Origin of the sequence: Rhodococcus sp. DMF-1 (assembly GCF_021441945.1) — a bacterium.
Taxonomy (GTDB): domain Bacteria; phylum Actinomycetota; class Actinomycetes; order Mycobacteriales; family Mycobacteriaceae; genus Rhodococcus; species Rhodococcus ruber.
Genome location: NZ_CP090442.1, coordinates 3,561,305 through 3,578,641 on the forward strand (window position 1 = coordinate 3,561,305; position 17,337 = coordinate 3,578,641).

The window sequence follows — 17,337 nt, forward strand, 5'->3', positions numbered from 1 at the left end:
GTGAGGTCACAGGTCTATCGCCGCAGGTGACACGGTATTCACGTGACACGAAGGAAAGGTCCCCCGCATGACTGCGTCCGCAGATCCCCGGCTGTACCTCGACGAGGTCGTCTCCCGCCTGACCGGCCCGGGTGGCCGGTTCGAGATCGTCGAGGAAGAGGTGCTCGGCGCCTCGATGCCGGTGATGAAGAACCGCGGCAAGGCCGTGGGCGAGCTGCTCGCCGACTCCCTGCGCTGGGGGGACCGCGACTACCTCGTCACCGCCGACCGCCGGCTCTCCTTCGCCGAGCACGCCGCCGCCGCCTACTCCCTCGCCCGGGCGCTGCGCAGCGACTACGGCGTCGAGAAGGGCGATCGCGTCGCGATCCTGGCCGCGAACACCCCGGAGTGGGTGATCGCGTTCTGGACGAGCCAGACGCTCGGCGCGATCACCGTCGGGCTCAACGGCTGGTGGGTGCCGCGGGAGATCGAGTACGGCCTCGAGCACAGCCGGCCGAAGGTCCTCGTCGTCGACGCCAAGCGCGCCGAGGCCCTCGCGGACGTCGACACCACCGGGATCACGGTCCTGACGATGGAGGAGGACCTGCCCCGGCTGATCGCGCAGTACCCCGGCGCCGAGCCGCCGCGCGTCGACATCGACGAGGACGACCCGTCGGTCATCCTCTACACCAGCGGCACCAGCGGCCGGCCCAAGGGCGCGCTGCACTCGCACCGCAACCTGCTGGCGGTCGTCGACTACCACCGGTTCAGCGATGCCCTGCTCGCGGCGTTCACCGGCCGGACCTACAGCGACGACGTCCCCAGCGACCTGCGGTACCTGCTCACCTCGCCGCTGTTCCACATCGCGAGCCTGCACAACCTGGTGATCCCGCGGCTGGCGACGGGCAGCGCGGTGATCATGCACCAGGGTTCGTTCGACGTGGACAAGGTGCTGAGCCTGATCGAACGCGAACGCGTCACCAACTGGGGCGCGGTGCCGACGATGGCGTCGCGGCTGCTCGAGCACGACAACCTCGACAAGTACGACCTGTCGTCGCTGACGGCGTTCGCACTCGCGTCGGCACCGTCGTCGATCGCATTCAAGGACCGGCTGCGCGAGAAGGTGCCCTTCGCGCGCGACGCCCTCGTCGACAGCTACGGGCTCACCGAGTGCAGCACCGCCATCGCGGTCGCCAACTCGCAGGACATCGAGGCGTTCCCCGGCACCCTGGGCCGGCCGATCATCACGGTGAGCCTCGAGATCCGCGATCCGTTCGGCGAATGGCTGCCGGACGGGGTCGAAGGCGAGGTGTGCGTGCGCAGCCCGTTCGTCATGCTCGGCTACTGGGAGGACGAGGAGGCCACGGCCGCGGCGATCACCCCGGACCGGTGGCTGCGCACCGGTGACTACGGCGTCATCGAGAACGGCCGGCTGCGCCTGACGGGCCGTCGCTCCGACCTGATCCTGCGCGGCGGCGAGAACGTCTACCCCACCGAGATCGAGCAGACCCTCGACGAGCACCCGGCCGTGCGCGAGTGCGCCGTGATCGGCGTCCCGCACCCCGACCTCGGTCAGGAGGTGGCGGCGGTCGTCGTCCTCGCCGAGGGGGCGAGCGTGACGGAGGAGGAGCTGCGCGAGTACGCGGCCGAGCGTCTGTCGTACTTCAAGGTTCCCACCCGCTGGCGGATCACCTCCGACCTGCTGCCCCGCAACGCGACGGGCAAGACGGTGCGTCGCGAGGTCAGCATCTAGTTGCGCGGGGCGGTGCTTCTTGCGCGCGTTCTCACGCGCGCGAGAAGCACCGCCGGTCGCGGATGCGGCTACTGCGACCGGGACACGAACCCGGGGTCCTCGACCGCCAGACGCTGACGCACCGGCTCGGGCATCGTCGAGCACGAATCCGCGCTGGGCCGGTCGTCGGCGTGGTCGGCGGCCGAATCCTCGATGCCCACCGACGCGACGATGTTCTCCCAGCCGCCCCAGCCGGCGAAGCGGGCGGGCAGATCGACGTTGGCGGCACCGTTGATGTGGAACGCGGCGCTCGGATACGGCGCGTCCGGTGGCGTGGCGACGCCCCCGCCGGGCAGGCGCACGACGTCCTCCGGATTGGGCAGCATGCCCGCGAGCTGCATCGCGTGGTACTGGTACATCTCCCAGGGCGCGGTGTCGAAGTAGTACCAGCTGGCCGCGCACACCCCGTACAGGTCGGGACCGAACTGCGCGTAGTTCAGGTACAGCTCCATGATGCGGGCGTCGGGCAGGGTGCTGCTCAACAGGATCGACGGCACCGTCTCGACGGCCTTGCGGATCGCGCTCTGGTCGGGGGTGAAGAACATGTTCTTCGCGAGCTGCTGCGGGATCGTCGAGTACGTCTGCTGCGGCTCACCCGTCAGGTGGGCGCGGGCGCGGTCGGCGTAGTCGCCCCAGTGGAACGCCTGCGCACGAAGACCCATCTGGTCGTCCTCGTGGGCGATCACCGAGGCGACGATGTAGCGGCTGACGTGGTCGAGCGAGACGTACTGGTAGGTGACCGGGCCGTCGTCGATGCGCATGAACCGCGACGACGCCGGCGTCCACACCCGCAGCGACGCGGTGGCCGTCAGCGCGATCAGCACGAGCGCCGCGACCGCTGCGCCGGCCCGCTTCGCCCGCGTCGGCCACGGATTGCGGGGCGGCTGCGCCGGCAGCGGGGGCGGCCCGGGCCGGGCGACGGGCGGCCACGGCGGCTCGGGGCGACGCACTCCCGCGTACTCGGGTTCGCGACGAGGCTGCGGCTCGGACCGGCGGGGCCACTGCACCGCGGGACGACGCAGCCGGCGCAGCTTCGGGCCGCGGTCCTGCGGTTCCCGGCGCACCGGCACCTCGGGGGCCGCCGCCCAGGCGCGGAGGCGGGCGGCGACACACCGGGTGCACCGGCCGTCGACCCGCCGCTCGAACGGACCCACGATCCGCCCGCACGCTGCGCACCTGCCCGGCCTCATCGTTGTACACGCCTCCCGCTGGTCACCGACACGACCTCTTCATCTTCGTCGCCGACGGTCACGGGCCGGTCTCGGGGGTCGGGACCGGATGCTCAGTCCACCCGCGGCGCCCACTGGACGCCGTTGATGTGCGCGCCGCCGTCGACGAACAAGGTGTTGCCGGTGAGGTAGCGCGCACCGTCGCTCGCGAGGAACACCGCGACGGGTCCGATGTCGTCGAGCGAGTCACCGATTCGGCCCATCGGGTTGGCCTGCGCCGACGCCGCCGCCATCTGCGGGTCGGTCTCGGCCACCCGCCGGAACGCCTCGCTCTGCGCGCCGGGGCAGATCACGTTGCAGCAGATCTGCTTCGGCGCCCATTCCCGCGCCGCGGTGCGGGTGAGGGTGCGCAGCGCCTCCTTGGCGGCGTTGTACTGCACGGAGTACATGTGCGCGTTGACGCCGTTGAGCGAACACAGGTTGATCACCCGGCCGGTGCCGTGGCGCTCGAGTTCCGGGAGGGCCCGCTGCATCGCCCAGAACGCCGCCATCACGGCCGTGTCGAACCCGGCACGCAGCTGCTCGTCGGTCATGTTCTCGAACCGGGCGTACCCGGAGCCGCGCCAGGCGTTGTTGACGAGGACGTCGAGACGGCCGAACCGTTCGACCGCGGCGTCGACCGCCGCGTGGACCTGGGCCTTGTCGGTGACGTCGGTGCGCACGAAGTGGGCGCGCGCACCCCACTCGTCGCGCAGCCACCGGGCGGTGGCATCGCCGGCCTGCTCGTCGATCTCGGCGACGACGACGTCCGCGCCCTCCCGCGCGTACGCCGCGGCGATGCCGCGCCCGATGCCCATGCCGGCGCCGGTGATCAGCGCGACACGACCGTCGAGTGCTCCCATGCGGATTCTCCTATCGGGGACGCGGAACCGTCTTGTCGATGAACAGTCCCTCCACCGAGACGCACAGCTGTCCGTCGGCCGTCGTGATGCTGCCGACGGTGCGGATCTTGCGGCCGTCGACGGAGACGAGCCGGCCGGTGACGACGAGCGGCTCGAACAGCGGCGTGGGCCGGTGGTAGTTCGTCTCGAGCTTCGCCGTCATCCCGGACTTGCCGCCCCAGGCGTTGGCGACGCCGAGCACATGGTCGAGGATCAGGGCCGACACCCCGCCGTGGACGCACCCGGGCGGACCCTGGTACGGCATCGTCAGCGTGACCGTGCCCTGCACCGAGCCGTCCTCGAGGCCCTCGAGGACCAGGGGCGGGGCGATGGCGTTCTCGGGGCCGGTGACCGGGTCGTGCCGGGTGACGCCCTCACCGTTCCACATGTCGATCAGTCGTTCGGCGACCTCCGGGGCGTGTTCCTCGAGGTGGTCGGCGATGCTGTTCAGTTCCTCCGCGACCCGGTCGAGGTTGGCGTTGCCGCGGTCGGTGCGCAGCATGGCGTCGACGACGCGGCGCGCGGCGGCGGTCGCCCGGTCCACCGGCGCGTCCTGCGGCGCCGAGGTCAGCACCGTGCCGTGGGCGTGGGTGGCGGCGGTGGGATGGGTTCCGACCTTCACGGACGCACCTCCATGACGGCGTGGGTGAGGACGGGGGCGCCGTCGCGCTCCGGGCAGGTCGCCAGCAACGTCAGCCGGTCGCCGTCGTGCCAGACGGCGGTCTCGATGGTCTCGCCCGGGAACAGCGAGCCGGCGAACCGCACCGAGTAGCTCTGCACCCGTGCCGGATCGCCGTCGAGCAGGCCGTCGACGACGGCCTTGCACACGATCCCGTAGGAGGCCAGACCGTGCAGGATGGGCCGGTCGAAACCGGCGGCCTGCGCGAACGCGGGCTCGGCGTGCAGCGGGTTCATGTCGCCGCTGAGCCGGTACAGCAGGGCCTGCCGCGTGCCGGTGGGCGAGACGAGGACGGTGTCGGCGTCGCGGTCGGGCACCGTGTGCGGCGTCTCCGGGCCGGGTTCGCCGCCGAAGCCGCCCTCGCCGCGGGCCCAGATCTGCATGCCGGTGGTCCACAGCGGCGCACCTTCCGGGGTGGTGGCCGCCTGTTCGAGCACGATGACGGCGGCCTTGCCCTTGTCCCACACGTGCGCCACGCGCGACGAGATGTGCGCCGTCCCGGAGGCGGGGATGGGGGCGTGCAGCTGCAGCGACTGCCCGCCGTGCAGGATGCGGCGCAGGTCGATGTCGATGCCGGGCAGGTTCATGCCGGCCGGTTTCAGCGCGCCGGCCGAGATGCCCTGGCCGGCCACCATCGCGAACGTCGGCAGCACCCGCAGGTCCTTCTCGTACACCCAGCGCAGCTCGGCCGGGTCGAGTCCGTCGCCGCCGGCGCCGAGCCCGAGGTGGTACAGCATGACGTCGCGGTTGGTCCAGACCGCTTCGCGCACAGTGGGTTCGGCGGACAGTGCGGTCTTCGGGTCGATGGGCACGGTCAGTTCTCCTTCTCGTCCGCGGTTCCGGTGAGGGTTCCGGCCCGGTACAGCGTCACCACGCACGCGCCGCCGAGCCCCAGATTGTGTTGCAGGCCCACGCGGGCGCCGTCGACCTGACGGCCGCCGGCTTCGCCGCGCAGCTGCCAGGTGAGTTCGGCGCACTGGGCCAGGCCGGTGGCGCCGAGGGGATGGCCCTTGGAGAGCAGGCCGCCCGACGGATTGACCACCCACCGGCCGCCGTAGGTGGTGGCACCCGACTCGACGAGCTTGCCGCCCTCGCCGGGGCTGCACAGCCCGAGCCCCTCGTAGGTGATGATCTCGTTGATGGCGAAGCAGTCGTGCAGTTCGATCACGTCGACGTCGTCGACGGTGAGCCCGGACTCGGCGAACACCCGGGCGGCGGCCGCTCCCGTCATCGGGGCGCCGACGACGTCGATCATCGAGCGGCTGTCGAACGATTCGCCGGTGTCGGTGGTCAACGCCTGCGCGACGATCTCGACGGCCCGGTCCTCGAGGCCGTGCTCGCGCACGAAGGCCTCGCTCACCAGGACCGCCGCGCCGGCGCCGTCGGAGGTGGGCGAGCACTGCGAGCGGGTGAGCGGCGCGTGGATCATCTTGTCGCCCAGCACCTGTTCGAGGGTGTACTCGTCGCGGAACTGCGCGTAGGGGTTGTGCACCGAGTGCCGGTGGTTCTTCACCGCCACGGCGGCGATCTGCTCGGCGGTGGTGCCGTAGCGCTCCATGTGCTCGACCGCGGCGTTGCCGAACAGCTGGGCGGTCATCGGGCCGGTGCCCCACTCGTGCAGGTCGGTCATGACGTTCAGGTGGTGGTCGAGCGTGGTGACCTTCGGCAGTTCGCCGGTGCCGGTCAGGGAGGTGCGGGTCATCTTCTCGAACCCGACGGCCAGCGCGACGTCGGCCTGCCCGCCCTGCACCCAGTCCCGCGCCGTCATCAGCGCCGTGGAGCCGGTGGCGCAGTTGTTGTCGACGTTGACGATCGGGATGCCGGTCAGTCCCACCTCGTACAGGGCGCGCTGACCGGCGGTGGACGGCTGGAACACGTAACCGACGGCGGCCCGCTGCACCCGCCCGTAGCCGATGCCGGCGTCGCCGAGGGCCATGTCGACGGCCTCGCGGACCATCTCGGGGTATTCCCGGCCGCTGGTCTCGATCTTCTCGAACTTCGTCATCCCCACGCCGACGACGAACACGCGGCGTCCCTGCCGCGCCGACGTCACGGCGGTGCTCACTTCCCGGGCTCGGGGTCGCGGGGCAGGCCGAGCAGGCGCTCCCCGATGATGTTGAGCTGAACGTTGGTGGTGCCGCCGGCGATCGACATGCACTGGGAGTTGAGGAACATCTGCGTCGCCGACCGGCGGTCCTGCGCGCCGAGCAGGGCACGCGGTCCGGCCCAGTCCATCGCGACCTCCCACACCTGCTGGATGTGCTCGACGCCGAGCAGCTTCGCGACCGAGGACTCGGCACCGGGCTGGGCACCGGCCAGGGAGCGCAGCGTGGTGCGCAACGCCATCAGCCCGCCGGTCTGCGCGTCGCACAGCACCTTCCCGAGGACGGTGGCCTGTTCGTCGTCGAGTCCGCCGGGCAGTTCGGCGGCCAGGTCGAGCAGGGCCTCGCCGCCGGAGCCGAGGGACGAGTCGTGCGAGAGGGAGACGCGTTCGTTGGCGAGGGTGGTGCGGGCGAGCTTCCAGCCGTCGCCGGGCTCGCCGACGAGGCACTCGTCCGGGACGAAGACGTTGTCGATGAAGATCTCGTTGAACAGCGCCTCGCCGGTGATCTCGCGCAGCGGGCGGATGTCGAGACCCTCGCTGCCGCGCATGTCGACGAGGAAGTACGACAAGCCCTTGTGCTTGGGAGCGGAGGCGTCGGTGCGGGCCAGGCAGATGCCCCAGTGGGCGTCGCGGGCCATCGAGGTCCACACCTTCTGCCCCTGCAGGATCCACCCGCCGTCGATCTTGGTGGCCTTCGTGGTCAGCGACGCCAGGTCCGAGCCCGCGCCGGGCTCGGAGAACAGCTGGCACCAGACGATGTCGCCGCGCAGCGACGGCGGCACGAACCGCTCGAGCTGCTCCGGGCTGCCGTGCTCGATCAGGGTCGGCACCACCCAGTTGCCGATGATCATGTCGTGCGGCCTCAGGCTCGCCGCGCGCAGTTCCTCGGCGATCACCAGCTGGGTGACCGCGTCGGCGCCCTTGCCCCACGGCGCGGGCAGATGCGGTGCGGTGTAGCCCTTCTCGGCGAGGTACGTGGTGCGTTCGGCGCCGTCGAGCGTGGCGGCGGGCGCGAGTTCGCCGCGCACCTCGTCCCGGATCCGCTCCGCCTCCGGCGGCAGGTCGATGCCGAGGACGCGGCGGGTGCCGCCGCGGGTGAGGTCGGTGACCCGCCGGCGCCACGACGCGGTGGAACCGAGCAGGATCCGCAGCGACTGGGCGCGGCGCAGGTACAGGTGCGCGTCGTGTTCCCACGTGTAGCCGATGCCGCCGAGAATCTGGATGCAGTCCTTGGCCACGGCGAACGCGGCCTCGGGGGCTGTGGCGCCGGCGACGGCGGCCGCGAGGGACGCCTCGTCCGCCTCGGCACCGCCGGGGGTCAGGGCGCGGGCGGCGTCCCACGCGCACACGCGGGCCTGCTCGGCGAGTGCGAGCATGCGTGCGGCGCGGTGCTTGACGCCCTGGAACTGGCCGATCGGGCGGCCGAACTGGCGGCGCACCGCGGCGTACTCGGCGGCGGTGCGCACGCACCAGTCCGCGATGCCCGACGCCTCGGCCGCGAACAGGGCGGCCGCGAGATCGGTGACGCGCTGCGGGTCGATCCGCAGCACGTCGTCGGCGCCGAGCGCCAGACGGTCCACCTCGAACTGCGAATTGCCGCGCACCACGTCGTGACTGGGCAGATCCTCGACGTCGACCCGGTCGCGGTGCAGCAGCACCCAGGCGCGGTTGCCGGCGTCCTCGGCCGCGACGAGCAGCACGTCGGCGGTGTGGCCGCCGAGGACGAATCCGGACCGTCCGGACAGGGTGGTGCCGGCCGAGCCGCGCCCCACCCGCAACGTGCCCGGGTCGAGGGCGACGCCGGCGAGCGTGGCGCCGTCCGCGAGACCGGCGAGTTCGGCGGTGCGGCCGGCCTCGCGCAGCACCGCGGCGGTCAGCACGGTCGGCAGGAACGGGCCGGGCACCATCGACCGGCCCAGTTCCTCGATGACCACCGCGAGTTCGACCAGACCGAAGCCGGCGCCGCCGACCTCCTCGGGCAGGTGCAGCCCGAGCACACCGAGTTCGGCGAGCGAGCCCCAGAACGCGGGACGGGTGTCGGTCTTGGCTTCGACGGCCTGGCGCACCACGTCGGCGGTGACGTGGCGGGCGGCCCAGCCGCGCACCGCGTCGCGCAGGTCGCGGTCCTCGTCTGTCAGTCCAATGGTCATGTCGGCCTCGCGAATTCGATGGTGGTGGTCAGATGCGTTCGATGACGGTGGCGGTGGACAGTGCGCCGCCCGCGCACATGGTGACCAGTGCCGTCGACCGGTCGGACCGCTCGAGCTCGTGCAGGGCGGTGGCGAGGAGCCGGGCACCGGTCGACCCGACGGCGTGGCCGAGGGCGATGGCGCCACCGTTGACGTTGACCTTGGACATGTCGGCGTCGAGCACCTGCGCCCACGACAGGACGACCGACGCGAACGCCTCGTTGATCTCGACGAGATCGATGTCGTCCAGCGTCATCCCGGCCTTGCCGAGCACGTGGCGGGTGGCGTCGATCGGGCCGTCGAGGTGGTAGTACGGGTCGGACCCGACCATGCCCGAGGCGACGATCCGGGCACGGGGCCGCAGGCCCAGTTCCTGGGCGCGCTCGGCGCTGGTGAGCAGGACCGCGGCGGCGCCGTCGCTGATCTGCGACGCGGAGCCCGCGGTGTGGATGCCGCCCTCGACGACCGGCTTCAGCGCGGCCAGGCCTTCGGCGGTGGTCTCACGCAGGCCGCCGTCGCGGGTGACGACGGTGGTTTCACCGGTGGGCACGCCGTCGGCGAGCACGGGCGCCTCGGTGGGGACGATCTCGCGGTCGAACCGGCCCTCGGCCCAGGCGGCGGCGGCGCGGCGCTGCGACTCGAGACCGAAGGCGTCGGTGTCGCCGCGCTTGATGCCGCGCTTGGCGGCGATGCGCTCGGCGGAGGTGAACTGGTCGCCCATGTCGATGGTCCAGTCGTCCGGGTAGGGGCTGCCGGTCTCGGGGGTGAGGGCCTGGCCGAGGAAGACCCGGCTCATGGATTCGACGCCGCAGCCGATGCCGGCGGTGATCTGGCCGGAGGCGATGAGGCCGGCGACGATGTGGACGGCCTGCTGGGAGGAGCCGCACGCGCAGTCGATCGACGTGGCCGCCGTCGTGTAGGGCAGGCCGGCGTGCAGCCACGCCTGCCGGGTGACGTTGTTGGACTGTTCGCCGGCCTGGGTGACGCAGCCGCCGACGACCTGTCCCACCTGGTCGGGGGCGAGGCCGGTGCGCTCGAGGACGGCGCGCTGGGCGGTGCCGAGCAGGGTGGCCGGGTGCAGACCGGACAGGGCGCCGCGGCGGCGGCCGACGGGGGTACGGGCCGCGTCGACGATGACTACGTCGGTCATGAGCTGGCTCCTCGGAACATGAGTGCTGGGCAAATGTCGATGGGACGCGCCGGCGCACAGAACCGGAACGCGTTCACTTTTGGAATGTATTCCATTTTCTACGCCACGGCAATGGCCTATTTCGGACCCCATGCAGGTCTACGCCCCGCGGACGGAATGAGAATTCATTTCAGTTACGCAGGCACGCCGAGGTTCGGGACACGGGTGCGCGACCGGGAGGTCAGACGGAGGGTGCCGGGCTCGCGTTCGCCGGGCTCGCGTTCGACAGGCCCGCGAGCAGCAGCTCGCACGCCACCCGCAGGTCGGACTCCGCATCGGGAACCGAGATCCGGCCGTTGAGACTGGACTGGATGATCCCGAACCACGCCTGCTCGAGGACCCGCACCAGCGTCGCGTCCCGTTCGGTGACGTACTCGAGCCCGGCCGCCCGATAGAGCACCTCGCGGAAGCGGTGGTCGATCTTCGCGACGTCGGGAATGGAGGTGGCCTTGGCGGTGCTCGTGGACTGGATCATCGCCGTCGCCAGCAACGGCCGTCGCCGCAGCGCCCGCGTCGCCCGCACGAGCGCCTCGTAGACGGCCTCCTGCGGGGTGGCGTCCGGATTGGTGCGCTGGGCCATCCGCTCGCTCATCTGATCGATCTGATCGACCATGACCGCCACGAACAGGTGCGTCTTGGACGGGAAGTACCGGTACAGGGTGCCGATGGCGACGCCGGCCATCTTCGCGACCTCGTGCATCTGCACCCGTTCGAGTTCCTTCTCGGTCGCCAGGCTCGCAGCGGCGTCGAGGATGCGCCCGAACCGCGCGCGCTGCTCGGCGGACGTCGGCTCCGCGGCGTCCCGCGCTTCGGCAACTCTGGGCACGGGGGTCCTCCTCCGTCGTCTCGTCTCTGCGGCGATGCCGCGCCGCCCAGCATCCCGCGTTCCGCGCCGAGCCGCCGGAGATCTTCCGCTCAGTGGGACGCGCGCGTGCTCGGCGCACGAGAGGGAGGATACAGCGATCCCGGGCACCCCTCGTTCCAGCAGGTGGCGGCTCAGATCAGGTTGTCCTCCACCGGCAGGCCGAATGCGCCCCGTCCGTACATCGCGAGGGCGCGTTCGGGATCGTTGGCGACGTGCACGCTGCCCGCGTGTGCGTCACGCCACGCCCGCTCGACGGGGGTCCCCCGGCCGAGCGAGTTGCCGCCCGAGGTCTTGAACAGCAGATCGATCGCCTCGACGGCACGCTCGGTGCCCCGCACCTGGTCGCGGCGCAGCCGCAGCCGCAGCCGCGTCGGCAGCGGCTGCCCCGCCACCGCCAGCTCGTACAACTCCCGGATGTTGCGGTCCGTCTGGAGGATCGCCGCGTCGATCTCCGAGGCGGCCCGGGCGACGGCGACCTGCGCGAACTGGTCCTCGGCGAACCGGCCCCCGCCCAGGCTCAACCGCACCCGGTTCCGCATCGCGCCCAGATACTGCTCGTAGCACCCGGCGACCGTTCCGATCACCGGCGCGGCGACGGCGGTGGTGAAGATCGCGGCGAACGGCAGCCGGAACAACGGTCCCGGGTTCACCGCGTGGCCGGGGGCACGCAGCTGCGCCAGGTCGTAGTTGCGCACCGTGCGGTGGTGCGGCACGAACGCCTTGTCGACGGAGATCTCGTTGCTGGCGGTTCCGCGCATGCCCACGACGTCCCACACGTCCAGGATCCGGTAGTCGCTGCGCGGCACCAGGACGGTCATGAAGTCCACCGGCCGGCCCTCGGCACCGACGACGAGTGCCCCGAGCAACGCCCAGGTCGCATGCTCGCACCCGGACGAGAACCGCCAGTTGCCCGACAGCCGGAAACCGCCGTCGACCGGGACGAGTTCGCCGACCGGCGCGTACGACGAGGACAGCAGCGTCGAATCGTCCTGCCCCCACACGTCGTCCTGGGCCTGCGGGTCGAACAGGCCCAGGTGCCAGGAGTGGACCCCGAGGATCGACGTCACCCAGCCCGTCGACCCGCAGGCCCCCGAGATCTCCCGCACCACCTCGTAGAAGCGCACGGGGTCGCATTCGAGACCGCCGTACCGGGCGGGCTGCAGCATCCGGAACACCCCCGCCGCGGCCAGGTCCTGCACGGTCTGGTCCGGCACCCGGCGCGAGTCGTCGACCGTCTGCGCGCGCTCCGCGATGGACGGCAGCAGTTCGCGCACCTTCGTCAGCACGTCGTCGGGCATCGGCGTCACTCCTTCGTGACCGGGGCGGGTACGGGCTCCCCCATCGTGCGGCGCCGTCGCCGCGGCCCGCCGGAACGTGTCCCGGACAGTGGGATCGCCGCACCCCCGGTGACCGGCCTCACCTAGCGTCGATCCCACAGGTCGCAGGCGGCTGCCGTCCCCCGGCCCACCCGCGCACAGCACCGAGGTGCTCCATCCGATACGACATTTCCTCCGAAAGGACGGACGACAGTGAGCTCCAGCAAGTCCGACGACGTCGAAGTTCGCGAGATCGTGGCCGGTGCCGCGCCCACCCGGTTCGCCCGGGGCTGGCACTGCCTGGGCCTGTCCGAGTCCTTCAAGGACGGCAAGCCGCATTCGGTCCACGCCTTCGGCACCAAGCTCGTGGTGTTCGCCGACAGCAGCGGCAACCTGAAGATCCTCGACGCGTACTGCCGGCACATGGGCGGCGACCTCAGCCAGGGCACGATCAAGGGCGACTCGGTGGCCTGCCCCTTCCACGACTGGCGCTGGGGCGGCAACGGCCGGTGCACGTCGATCCCCTACGCGCGGCGCGTTCCGCCGATCGCGAAGACCCGCGCGTGGCACACCCTCGACCAGGACGGAATGCTGTTCGTCTGGCACGATCCCGAGGGCAACCCGCCGCCCGCCGACGTCACCATCCCCCGCATCGAGGGCGCGACGAGCGACGAGTGGACCGACTGGGTCTGGTACACCACCGAGGTCGACACCAACTGCCGCGAGATCATCGACAACATCGTCGACATGGCGCACTTCTTCTACGTGCACTACTCGTTCCCCACGTACTTCAAGAACATCTTCGAGGGCCACGTCGCGACGCAGATCATGCACGGTCAGGCGCGCGAGGACATGCGGCCGCACGCCGACGGCCAGCCGAAGCTCGTCGGCAGCCGCTCCGAGGCGGCGTACTTCGGTCCGTCGTTCATGATCGACGACCTGCAGTACAAGTACGAGGGCTACGACATCGACTCGGTGCTGCTCAACTGCCACTACCCCGTCACCGAGAACAAGTTCGTCCTGATGTACGGGATCATCGTGAAGAAGTCGGACGCCCTCGGCGACTCGGCCGACGAGACGGCCCGCAAGTTCGGTGACTTCATCGCCCGAGGCTTCGAGCAGGACGTCGAGATCTGGAAGAACAAGACGCGCATCGAGAATCCGCTGCTGTGCGACGAGGACGGCCCCGTCTACCAGCTGCGCCGCTGGTACGAGCAGTTCTACGTGGACGCCGCCGACGTCAAGCCGGAGATGACCGAGCGGTTCGAGTTCGAAATGGACACCACCCGCCCCGTGGCGGCGTGGATGAAGGAGGTCGAGGAGAACCTCGCCCGCAGGACGGCAGCCGAGGAGGCGGCGACCACCGATGCAACCCCTGCAGTGCACTGAGTGCGGCGCCCGGGTTCTCGTCGCCAAGAACAGCTGGGAGCACACCTCCGTACAGTGGAACGAGGAGGCGCGGTCCCGGTGCCCGGAGATGCGTGAGCAGGGTGGGCAGGACTGCCGCCCCGGGGCGCCGCGCCGCGGTTGCGCGAAGCTCGCCGAGACGATCACGTGGGCCGCGACCGAAGGCCGCCTCACCGTCCTCGACGACACCCCGGTGCCGGGACCGATCGTCCAGTAAGTCAGCCGGAAAGGAACTTTCGTGATCGACGTCAAGCAGTACGGCTCGTGGGCCGTCATCGCCGGCGGCTCCGAGGGCGTCGGTGCCGCGTTCGCCGACGAGTTGAGCAAGGCGGGGCTGAACCTGGTGCTCGTCGCCCGCAAGCCCGGCCCGCTCGAGGAGACCGCCGAGAAGGTCCGCGGCAACGGGGTCGAGGTGCGCACCCTCGCGCTCGATCTGCTCGCCGACGACGCGGTCGAGCAGATCCGGCAGGCGACCGACGACGTCGAGGTGGGTCTGCTCATCTTCAACGCCGGCGCCAACAGCTACGGCCACGAGTTCGTCTCCGGCGACCTCGACGGCTTCCGCGGGGTGATCACCCTCAACATCGATCGGCAGCTGGAACTTTCGCACCTGTTCGGGTCGAAGATGAAGGAGCGCGGACGCGGTGGCATCATGCTGCTCGGCTCGCTCGCCGGATACATGGGGTCCGAGCACCAGAGCATCTACGCGGCGTCGAAGGCGTTCAGCCGGGTCTTCGCCGAAAGCCTGTGGCTCGAACTGGCCCCGCACGGGGTGCATGTCGTCGAACTCGTCCTCGGCGTGACTCGCACCCCGGCGATGATCCGCGCCGGACTGAACTTCGACATCCCCGGCATGCTCGTCGCCGAGCCGGAGGAGGTGGCCCGGGAGGGCCTCGATCACCTCACCGACGGACCGGTGTGGGTGGCCGGCGGCAACTACGACGCCGCGGTCAAGCGCAGCGGGTTCCCCCGCGACAAGCTCGTCCGGGGCGCGGCCGAGGCGATGCGCAAGCTGCTGAACAGGAGCTGACCGAACGGATTTCCGGGGCGTCGGTGTGAAAGCACCGACGCGGGGGTACCTTACACACGATCGGGTCGGCCGGACTGCGCACATTCCATGACAGTCGGTCCACCGTCGACTTGCTGCGCAGGACGGCCGGCCCGATCGGTTCTCGTATCCGCACTGCCCACCCGCCGAGCACGGCGTGTGGGCAGTTCGTTTCTGTGCGGGTCGGAGCACCGGCCGGGTCGACTGCCGCGCCGGCGGGACCTGCGAGCTCGGTGCGTCGTCGGCAGGCGCGGACCGGCACTGCGTTCCGCGCAGAGCACCGACGATCCTGTCCTGCAGGCGCACCGGGGTCATGGCGCAGCCGTAGCCGACGATCACGACGAGCCATGACAGATCGCGGCGCGGGTGCACCGTCGCAGCCGCACCGACAAATTCGTCGCGAGCAGCGTCGCGACGACGCCGAGCAGCACGGCAGGAACCATGCCGTGCGAGGTGCGGCCCAGCACCAGGGCTCGACGACGAAGGCCCGGCCGGGGTGATCCCCGGCCGGGCCTTTGTTCGTGTTCCCTCTGCGAGCTAGGACTTCGGGCTGAACGCCGCCAGCGGCTCGGACCCGGACCAGTCGTGGCCCCAGTAGCTGTCGGCGGTGATCTCCTCGGCCGTGTAGTACGCCTCGTCGACGAGCATTCCCTCGGTGCCGAACTCGAGGTCCCAGCCGCCCGGCGCGCGCACGTAGAACGAGACCATCTTGTCGTTCGTGTGCCGGCCCAGCGTCGAGGAGATGGAGAACCCGAGCTTACGTACGCGGTCGAGTGCCTGACCGACGGCGTCGAGGGTGTCGACCTCGGTCATCAGGTGCACGAGGCCGGGCTCCTCGGTCGGCGGCGCCGGGCACAGGGCCAGGCTGTGGTGACGCTGGTTCACGCCGAGGAAGCGCACGCGCCGCGCCGGGCCGGGAGCCTGGAGCCGGATCGCGCCGCGCGGCAGGAAGCCGAGCACCTCGGTGTAGAAGGCATGCGCCGCGTCGAAATCGGTGGCGGGCAGCACGACGTGGCCGAGGCCCTGCTCGCCGGTGACCCACCGGCCGCCGTGCGGGGTGACGACGGGGCTGTGATCGAGCACCGGGCCGAAGAACACCTCGACGCGGGTGCCGATCGGGTCGTCGAACGCGATGACCTGCTCGGCGTCGCGGTAGTCGCATTCCTCCTGGGAGAGGACGTCGACGGTGACGCCCGCCTTCTCGACGGTCTCGCGGACCCGCTGGAGGGCGAACTGATCGCGCACCTCCCAGCCCACCGCGAGTGCCTTGTCGGATTCGCCGGGCAGCACGATCAGGCGTGCCCGCCGCTCGTCGACCCGCAGGTAGAGGCCGTCCGGTTCGGGGCCGGAACCGACGGCCATGCCGAGGCCGTCGACGACGAGTTCACGCCAGCGCGCGACGTCGGTGGTCTGGATCCGGAGGTATCCGAGTCCTCGAATATCCGTCATATGTGTTCCTTCCGGGACGTTCGCGGGAGAGCTAGATCATCGAGCGGTGGACACCCTGCGGCTCGCCGCCGAGCTGGGTCAGCGCAGACGCGTGGAAGATCGAGCCGGGGACGTGGATCGCGTGCGACAGACCGACGTGCGCATCGCGCCAGAAACGCTGCATCGGGAACTTCAGGTGCATCGCGCCACCACCGGCGCGGGCGAAGATCTCGTCGACGGCGCGGACGGCCCGCCACGCGGCAGCGGTCTGGGTGCGGCGCCCGATGGCACGCTCGTCGAAGGTGACCTCCTGGCCTTTGTCCGTCTTGTCCCAGAAGCGGTCGACGGTCTCGAGGATCGCGGCGCGCGACGCGGCGATCTCGGCGGCCGCCTCACCGAGGGCATAGAGGACGTACGGGTCCTCCTTGATCGGGATACCGGTGACCGCGACGCGCTCCTTCTGGGCCGCGATGTAGCACGCGAGCGCGCCCTCGGCCATGCCGATCAGCGACGAGGTGATGCCCAGCGGGAAGATGCACGAGAACGGGAACTTGTAGAGGGTCTCGTCGCGCCCGGCGTGCCGCCAGCCGTTGCCGCTGAGGACGACATCGGCGTCGAGGGTGCGGTAGGCGGGGATGAAGGCGTCCTCGATGATCAGATCCTTCGAGCCGGTGCCGCGCAGGCCCACGACGTTCCAGCTGTCCTGGTCGATCTCGTAGTCCGAGCGCGGCAGCAGCACGTGCAGGACCTGCGGCGGGTTCAGCCGGTTTCCGTCCTTGTCGCCCACCGCGGCGCCGATCATGATCCAGCCGCAGTGGTCGGTGCCCGAGGAGAACGACCAGCGGCCGTTGAGGATGTAGCCACCGTCGACCGGAACCGCGACACCCATCGGCGCGTACGGGGAGGCCATCCACATGTCGGGGTCCTCGCCCCAGATCTCGTTCTGCGCCTTCGGATCGAAGAACGTGAGCTCCCACGGGTGTACGCCGACGATGCCGGCGACCCAGCCGGTGGCGCCGTCCATTGCTCCGATCGCCATCGCGGTCTCGGCGAACTCGCGCGGGTGGACTTCGAGGCCGCCGTGCTCCTTGGGCTGCAGCATGCGGATCACACCGGCGTTGCGCAGCCGCTTGGCGTTGTTGTCGGTCAGGCGCATGAGCTTGTCGCCCTCGGCGCCCTCGGCGCGGATCTCGTCCGCGTACTGGATGATGTTGTCCAAAACCTGGCCCAT

At 70.8% G+C, this 17,337-nt stretch carries 16 protein-coding genes; 4 read left to right on the forward strand and 12 right to left on the reverse strand.

Annotated elements, in window-relative coordinates:
* Positions 1–67: 67 nt before the first annotated feature.
* Entirely contained in the window at positions 68–1,732 is a 1,665-nt protein-coding gene (locus tag LZP97_RS16135) for a class I adenylate-forming enzyme family protein (RefSeq protein WP_234574821.1), read from the forward strand.
* A gap of 68 nt (positions 1,733–1,800) precedes the next feature.
* Here the strand turns inward: LZP97_RS16135 and LZP97_RS16140 are convergent, their stop codons facing one another.
* The 9 genes from LZP97_RS16140 to hsaA all read right to left on the reverse strand — a co-directional run bounded on the left by LZP97_RS16140 (position 1,801) and on the right by hsaA (position 12,205).
* Positions 1,801–2,925: a biosynthetic peptidoglycan transglycosylase gene (locus LZP97_RS16140; protein WP_017679875.1), complete on the reverse strand. Its 1,125-nt coding sequence runs from the start codon at positions 2,923–2,925 to the stop codon at positions 1,801–1,803.
* 128 nt (positions 2,926–3,053) lie between these two features.
* Positions 3,054–3,842, reverse strand: a complete 789-nt coding sequence (locus tag LZP97_RS16145; RefSeq protein WP_017679874.1) for an SDR family NAD(P)-dependent oxidoreductase — start codon at positions 3,840–3,842, stop codon at positions 3,054–3,056.
* Between the two features lie 10 nt (positions 3,843–3,852).
* On the reverse strand, positions 3,853–4,503 hold the full coding sequence (locus LZP97_RS16150) for a PaaI family thioesterase (protein WP_010596073.1): 651 nt from the start codon (positions 4,501–4,503) through the stop codon (positions 3,853–3,855).
* Positions 4,500–5,372: a MaoC/PaaZ C-terminal domain-containing protein gene (locus LZP97_RS16155; RefSeq protein ID WP_040270147.1), complete on the reverse strand. Its 873-nt coding sequence runs from the start codon at positions 5,370–5,372 to the stop codon at positions 4,500–4,502. Before LZP97_RS16155 ends, LZP97_RS16150 begins: the two co-directional genes overlap by 4 nt.
* Positions 5,373–5,374: 2 nt before the next feature.
* Positions 5,375–6,625: a lipid-transfer protein gene (locus LZP97_RS16160; RefSeq protein WP_082335545.1), complete on the reverse strand. Its 1,251-nt coding sequence runs from the start codon at positions 6,623–6,625 to the stop codon at positions 5,375–5,377.
* Complete coding sequence (locus LZP97_RS16165; protein WP_040270143.1) at positions 6,622–8,814, reverse strand: acyl-CoA dehydrogenase; 2,193 nt, start codon at positions 8,812–8,814, stop codon at positions 6,622–6,624. The genes LZP97_RS16160 and LZP97_RS16165 overlap by 4 nt, the downstream gene beginning before the upstream one ends.
* Before the next feature lie 28 nt (positions 8,815–8,842).
* Entirely contained in the window at positions 8,843–10,003 is a 1,161-nt protein-coding gene (locus tag LZP97_RS16170) for a steroid 3-ketoacyl-CoA thiolase (protein WP_017679870.1), read from the reverse strand.
* A 220-nt stretch (positions 10,004–10,223) separates the two neighbouring features.
* Positions 10,224–10,868: a TetR family transcriptional regulator gene (locus LZP97_RS16175; protein WP_010596079.1), complete on the reverse strand. Its 645-nt coding sequence runs from the start codon at positions 10,866–10,868 to the stop codon at positions 10,224–10,226.
* Positions 10,869–11,038: 170 nt separating this feature from the next.
* Positions 11,039–12,205, reverse strand: coding sequence for a 3-hydroxy-9,10-secoandrosta-1,3,5(10)-triene-9,17-dione monooxygenase oxygenase subunit (gene hsaA / locus LZP97_RS16180; protein WP_017679869.1), 1,167 nt, complete (start codon positions 12,203–12,205; stop codon positions 11,039–11,041).
* A gap of 231 nt (positions 12,206–12,436) precedes the next feature.
* Between hsaA and LZP97_RS16185 the strand changes: the two genes are divergently transcribed.
* Genes LZP97_RS16185 through LZP97_RS16195 form a run of 3 tightly spaced genes read left to right on the forward strand, consistent with a single transcriptional unit; the run spans position 12,437 to position 14,660 of the window.
* A complete protein-coding gene (locus tag LZP97_RS16185) occupies positions 12,437–13,612 on the forward strand; it encodes a Rieske 2Fe-2S domain-containing protein (RefSeq protein WP_234574822.1) in 1,176 nt (391 codons plus the stop codon).
* Positions 13,590–13,847, forward strand: a complete 258-nt coding sequence (locus LZP97_RS16190) for a hypothetical protein (RefSeq protein ID WP_003934713.1) — start codon at positions 13,590–13,592, stop codon at positions 13,845–13,847. Before LZP97_RS16185 ends, LZP97_RS16190 begins: the two co-directional genes overlap by 23 nt.
* Positions 13,848–13,868: 21 nt before the next feature.
* Complete coding sequence (locus LZP97_RS16195; protein WP_234574824.1) at positions 13,869–14,660, forward strand: SDR family NAD(P)-dependent oxidoreductase; 792 nt, start codon at positions 13,869–13,871, stop codon at positions 14,658–14,660.
* A gap of 353 nt (positions 14,661–15,013) precedes the next feature.
* Here LZP97_RS16195 and LZP97_RS27295 read toward each other — a convergent pair whose 3' ends face one another.
* The 3 genes from LZP97_RS27295 to LZP97_RS16205 form a co-directional block, all read right to left on the reverse strand.
* On the reverse strand, positions 15,014–15,145 hold the full coding sequence (locus tag LZP97_RS27295; protein ID WP_267966265.1) for a hypothetical protein: 132 nt from the start codon (positions 15,143–15,145) through the stop codon (positions 15,014–15,016).
* A gap of 70 nt (positions 15,146–15,215) precedes the next feature.
* Entirely contained in the window at positions 15,216–16,127 is a 912-nt protein-coding gene (bphC, locus tag LZP97_RS16200) for a biphenyl-2,3-diol 1,2-dioxygenase (RefSeq protein WP_017679866.1), read from the reverse strand.
* 31 nt (positions 16,128–16,158) lie between these two features.
* On the reverse strand, positions 16,159–17,337 hold the full coding sequence (locus LZP97_RS16205) for an acyl-CoA dehydrogenase family protein (protein WP_203011111.1): 1,179 nt from the start codon (positions 17,335–17,337) through the stop codon (positions 16,159–16,161).